This window comes from Moorena sp. SIO3I6 (assembly GCF_010672095.1).
In genome coordinates, this window is sequence record NZ_JAAHHU010000268.1 from 1 (window position 1) to 4262 (window position 4262).

The 4262-nt window shown below is 45.6% G+C and carries 4 protein-coding genes; all 4 read left to right on the plus strand.

The features are described from left to right. Positions 1 to 335: DUF4870 domain-containing protein (locus F6K49_RS33580; protein WP_293103618.1), on the plus strand; the 335-nt coding region annotated here is incomplete at its 5' end. Positions 336 to 572: 237 nt separating this feature from the next. Continuing rightward, entirely contained in the window at positions 573 to 2051 is a 1479-nt protein-coding gene (gene pds / locus F6K49_RS33585) for a 15-cis-phytoene desaturase (RefSeq protein WP_293103621.1), read from the plus strand. Positions 2052 to 2093: 42 nt separating this feature from the next. Next, complete coding sequence (crtB, locus tag F6K49_RS33590; protein ID WP_293018863.1) at positions 2094 to 3023, plus strand: 15-cis-phytoene synthase CrtB; 930 nt, start codon at positions 2094 to 2096, stop codon at positions 3021 to 3023. Positions 3024 to 3495: 472 nt separating this feature from the next. Continuing rightward, positions 3496 to 4251, plus strand: a complete 756-nt coding sequence (locus F6K49_RS33595) for a phosphoadenylyl-sulfate reductase (protein WP_365939913.1) — start codon at positions 3496 to 3498, stop codon at positions 4249 to 4251. Positions 4252 to 4262 lie beyond the last annotated feature (11 nt).

Here is a 4262-nt window from a genome sequence, read left to right on the forward strand (position 1 = left end):
ACTATGACCCCGACAAGCGCAAGCTTTTATCAGCATTATGTCACGGAGCAATTTTCATTAGTGTCTCATTTATCTCCGTGTTAATTCCCCTGGCTATCTTGTTAATCTCCGATGATCAAGTAGTCAAAGATAATGCCAAAGAGTCCCTTAATTTTCACTTCAATGTCTGGCTATATGAGGTAATTTTTGGGACTTTGACTATTATCCTGATTGGTTGGCTTTTCCTGCCTCTGTTATTTATTTTAAGTTTGGTACTGCCGATTATGGCAATTCTCAAGATTCTTGGGGATCCCAATGTATCCTACCGCTACCCATTTATATTCCGTGTGATTTAAGCTAGCGCTAGGGTTTAACTCGAACCTGAGTTAACAGGGGGGAGCATGCCATGGTTGCAGAAAGAGTGTCACAGGAGGTCAGGAAGATTCGATCAGACCAGAGAATTTCATTCTTCCCCCTCTTCCCGCTCTTACCACCCCCCGGAAAAACCTGGGGGTCAGATGTAAAATGTAACGAAATGCAAAGTATAATTAAAAGAACACCCCTAAGCGAAAAATTTACAGTATTACTATCACATGCGAGTTGCGATCGCTGGAGCCGGACTAGCAGGGCTTTCCTGTGCTAAATATCTAACAGACGCTGGTCACACCCCGATTGTCCTAGAACGCCGAAATGTTTTAGGCGGTAAAGTGGCAGCCTGGAAAGATCAAGATGGGGACTGGTATGAAACTGGTCTCCATATATTTTTTGGTGCCTATCCCAATATGCTGCAGCTAATTAAAGAACTGGGTATTGAAGACCGGCTGCAGTGGAAAGAGCACACCATGATTTTTAATCAGCCAAATCAACCTGGAACTTACTCCCGGTTTGACTTCCCAGATATACCAGCTCCCCTCAATGGGATTGTGGCAATTCTGCGCAATAACGACATGCTGACCTGGCCCGAGAAGATTCGCTTTGGGATAGGGTTGATTCCGGCCATGCTTCAAGGGCAAAAGTATGTGGAAGCAATGGACAAATACTCCTTCTCGGAATGGTTGAAAAAACAGAACGTACCACCGCGAGTAGAGAAGGAAGTCTTCATCGCCATGTCTAAGGCACTAAACTTTATTGGGCCTGATGAAATTTCGTCCACTGTAATCCTAACTGCTCTTAACCGCTTCCTACAGGAAAAAAACGGTTCCAAGATGGCATTCTTGGATGGTTCTCCCACGGAGCGACTCTGTCAACCATTAGTTGATTATATCACACAGCGGGGTGGAGAAGTACGCTTGAATGCCCCAGTTAAAGAATTTTTACTCAATTCAGACAACACTGTCAGTGGGTTCTTGATCCGGGGATTGAATGGAGCACCCGATCAAGTTCTGACAGCGGATGCTTATGTATCAGCTATGCCGGTAGACCCTTTAAAGCTGATGATACCCAAACCTTGGGGTCAAATGAAATTTTTCCAACAGCTGGATGGGCTAGAGGGGGTACCGGTAATTAACCTGCATATGTGGTTTGACCGCAAACTGACGGATATTGACCATCTGTTATTTTCCCGATCACCCCTGCTTAGTGTCTATGCTGACATGAGCAATACCTGCAAAGAGTACGCTAATCCTGACCGCTCAATGTTGGAATTGGTCTTAGCACCTGCGTCATATTGGATTGGCAAATCCGATCTCGAAATTGTGAATGCCACCCTAGCAGAACTGGAGAAACTGTTCCCCAAGCATTTTGGTAGTGATAACTCAGCTCAACTGCTAAAATACCACGTGGTTAAGACTCCCCGTTCGGTATATAAGGCAACTCCAGGACGGCAGCAGCACCGTCCCTCCCAAGAAACACCCATTGCCAACTTCTTCCTAAGCGGGGATTACACTATGCAACGATACCTAGCAAGTATGGAAGGAGCCGTACTTTCTGGTAAGCTGACATCGCAGGCAATAAATAACAACAGCACTAGGCTTTCACAAACCAGCGCTCAACCACTAGCCGGCAATCAGAAAGCAGAGATTGACATCCCGTTAGTCTCTTCACCCATGCCAAGGGCGAGTACTGAGGGCTGAAGGATGAAAGTTGAAAGCTTCCAATCTCCAACGTTGCTAAGAATGCTCCAACTGCCCAAATCTCAGCCCATGAGAAACCTGGCCTCCCGGTCAAAATCCTACGAATTATGCCGCCAGATTACGGCGAAGTACTCTAAGACGTTTTATCTTGGCACCCTACTAATGCCAGAAGCCAAACGTCGAGCCATCTGGGCAATATACGTCTGGTGCAGACGAACTGATGAACTAGTTGATGGTCCCCAGGCGGCTTTAACCACCCCTGAAACCCTAGATCAGTGGGAAGAACATCTGGAATCTATATTTGCCGGACATCCCATCGATGACTATGATGTGGCTTTGGTCGATACCCTAGAACGGTTTCCAATAGATATTCAACCCTTTCGGGATATGATTGCAGGTCAGCAGATGGATCTCTACCGTAGTCGCTATGAAACCTTTGATGAACTTAATCTTTACTGTTATCGGGTGGCGGGTACGGTGGGGTTAATGTCTAGTGCTGTGCTGGGGGTTGACAACTCCACTAGTAAAGCACCCTGGGATCAGCAAACAAACTCCTATAATCCGGTGGGAGAAGCGATCGCATTAGGTATTGCCAATCAGCTAACTAACATCCTCCGAGATATTGGAGAGGATGCTAGACGAGGTCGTATTTACATACCCTTAGAAGATTTGCAACGGTTTAATTACACTGAGGATGATTTGTTCAAAGGTGTGGTTGATGACCGTTGGCAGGAACTAATGCGTTTCCAAATTCAACGGGCAAGGGATTACTATACCAAAGCAGAAAGAGGTATTAGAGCCCTAAGCCGTGATGCCCGTTGGCCGGTTTGGTCTGCGTTGATGCTCTATCAGAAAATTCTTAATGTGATTGAACACAACCATTACGATGTATTTAGCCAAAGAGCCTATGTACCCAAACTCCGTAAGATGTTATCCTTACCGGTAGCCTGGCTGAGGGCACAAGTTCTATAGCATGCGCCATGGCAAATCCTTAATGGAAAATCTGTCAAGAAATCCCCATCCTACATATCGATGGGTTTTTTTTTACCGTTGATCAAGGGCAGCAAAAGAGTGGGATACAACAGGAAAATACTATCAATTCTATTTAATGGTGCTACAAATGCTTGGGATTGGAAAAGGAGAAGGTGGAAGGGGGAACATCAAAGGGCAAGGGGTAAAGGAAGATATTTATTACCCTTTAAGATTTACTGAAACTCTTCCTATTGGCAGCAAACATTTATAGAGGTTTCTAATTAGCGCGGGTTACAAAGCGCTATAAGTCTCTTAACTCAGATGTACTTCAGCCGTTGAAGTGCTATATACAATTTCTGAACTATGGTCGATTACACGAGCTTAAAACTGAAGGCTGAGGATGGATAAAGGTATCGATACGTCGTATAATCAGCAAGTCCAACCACTTTTGTCATATAGTAAGGAGATGTTCATGTTTGAACTGGATGTTGTTTATTTGGAATCCGAATACGCCCACAAGAGTCCTCAGGAAATCCTGAAACTGGCTCTTGACAAATTTGACAACATCGCGATCTCTTTCAGTGGTGCGGAGGATGTAGTTCTTGTGGATATGGCATCCAAGATTAAGCCAGATGTGAACGTGTTCTCCCTCGACACGGGTCGCTTGCACTCCGAGACTTACCAACTACTTGAGAAGGTAAGACAGCACTATGGAATTCCACTGGAGGTGATTTTCCCGGAAACGGATGCAGTGGAAGCACTGGTTAAACAAAAGGGGTTGTTCAGTTTCTACCAGGATGGTCACAAAGAGTGCTGTGGTATTCGCAAAGTGGCTCCCTTGCGTCGCCAACTGGCTAAGCTAGATGCTTGGATTACGGGTCAGCGAAAGGATCAGAGTCCTAGTACTCGCGCTAATATCCCTGTTGTCCAGGTAGACAAGGCGTTCTCGACCCAAGAACGAACCCTGATTAAATTTAACCCCCTAGCTAACTGGAGTTCTGAACAGGTGTGGAAATACATCCGCACTAATGATGTGCCTTACAATCAATTGCACGCTAAAGGTTTCGTTAGCATTGGCTGCGAACCCTGTACTCGCCCAACTCTCCCCAATCAGCATGAACGGGAAGGTCGCTGGTGGTGGGAAGGGCAGAAAGAAAAAGAGTGTGGCTTACACAACACTACAGAACAGGTAATGACGAAGAAGGAACACCAAACAGTAAGGGTTTGAGCAACCCTCAC

Coding starts and splice junctions, on each gene's coding strand:
- pds (WP_293103621.1), top strand. CDS start 573: ATGCGAGTTGCGATCGCTGGAGCCGGACTAGCAGGGCTTTCCTGTGCT.
- crtB (WP_293018863.1), top strand. CDS start 2,094: ATGCTCCAACTGCCCAAATCTCAGCCCATGAGAAACCTGGCCTCCCGG.
- F6K49_RS33595 (WP_365939913.1), top strand. CDS start 3,496: ATGTTTGAACTGGATGTTGTTTATTTGGAATCCGAATACGCCCACAAG.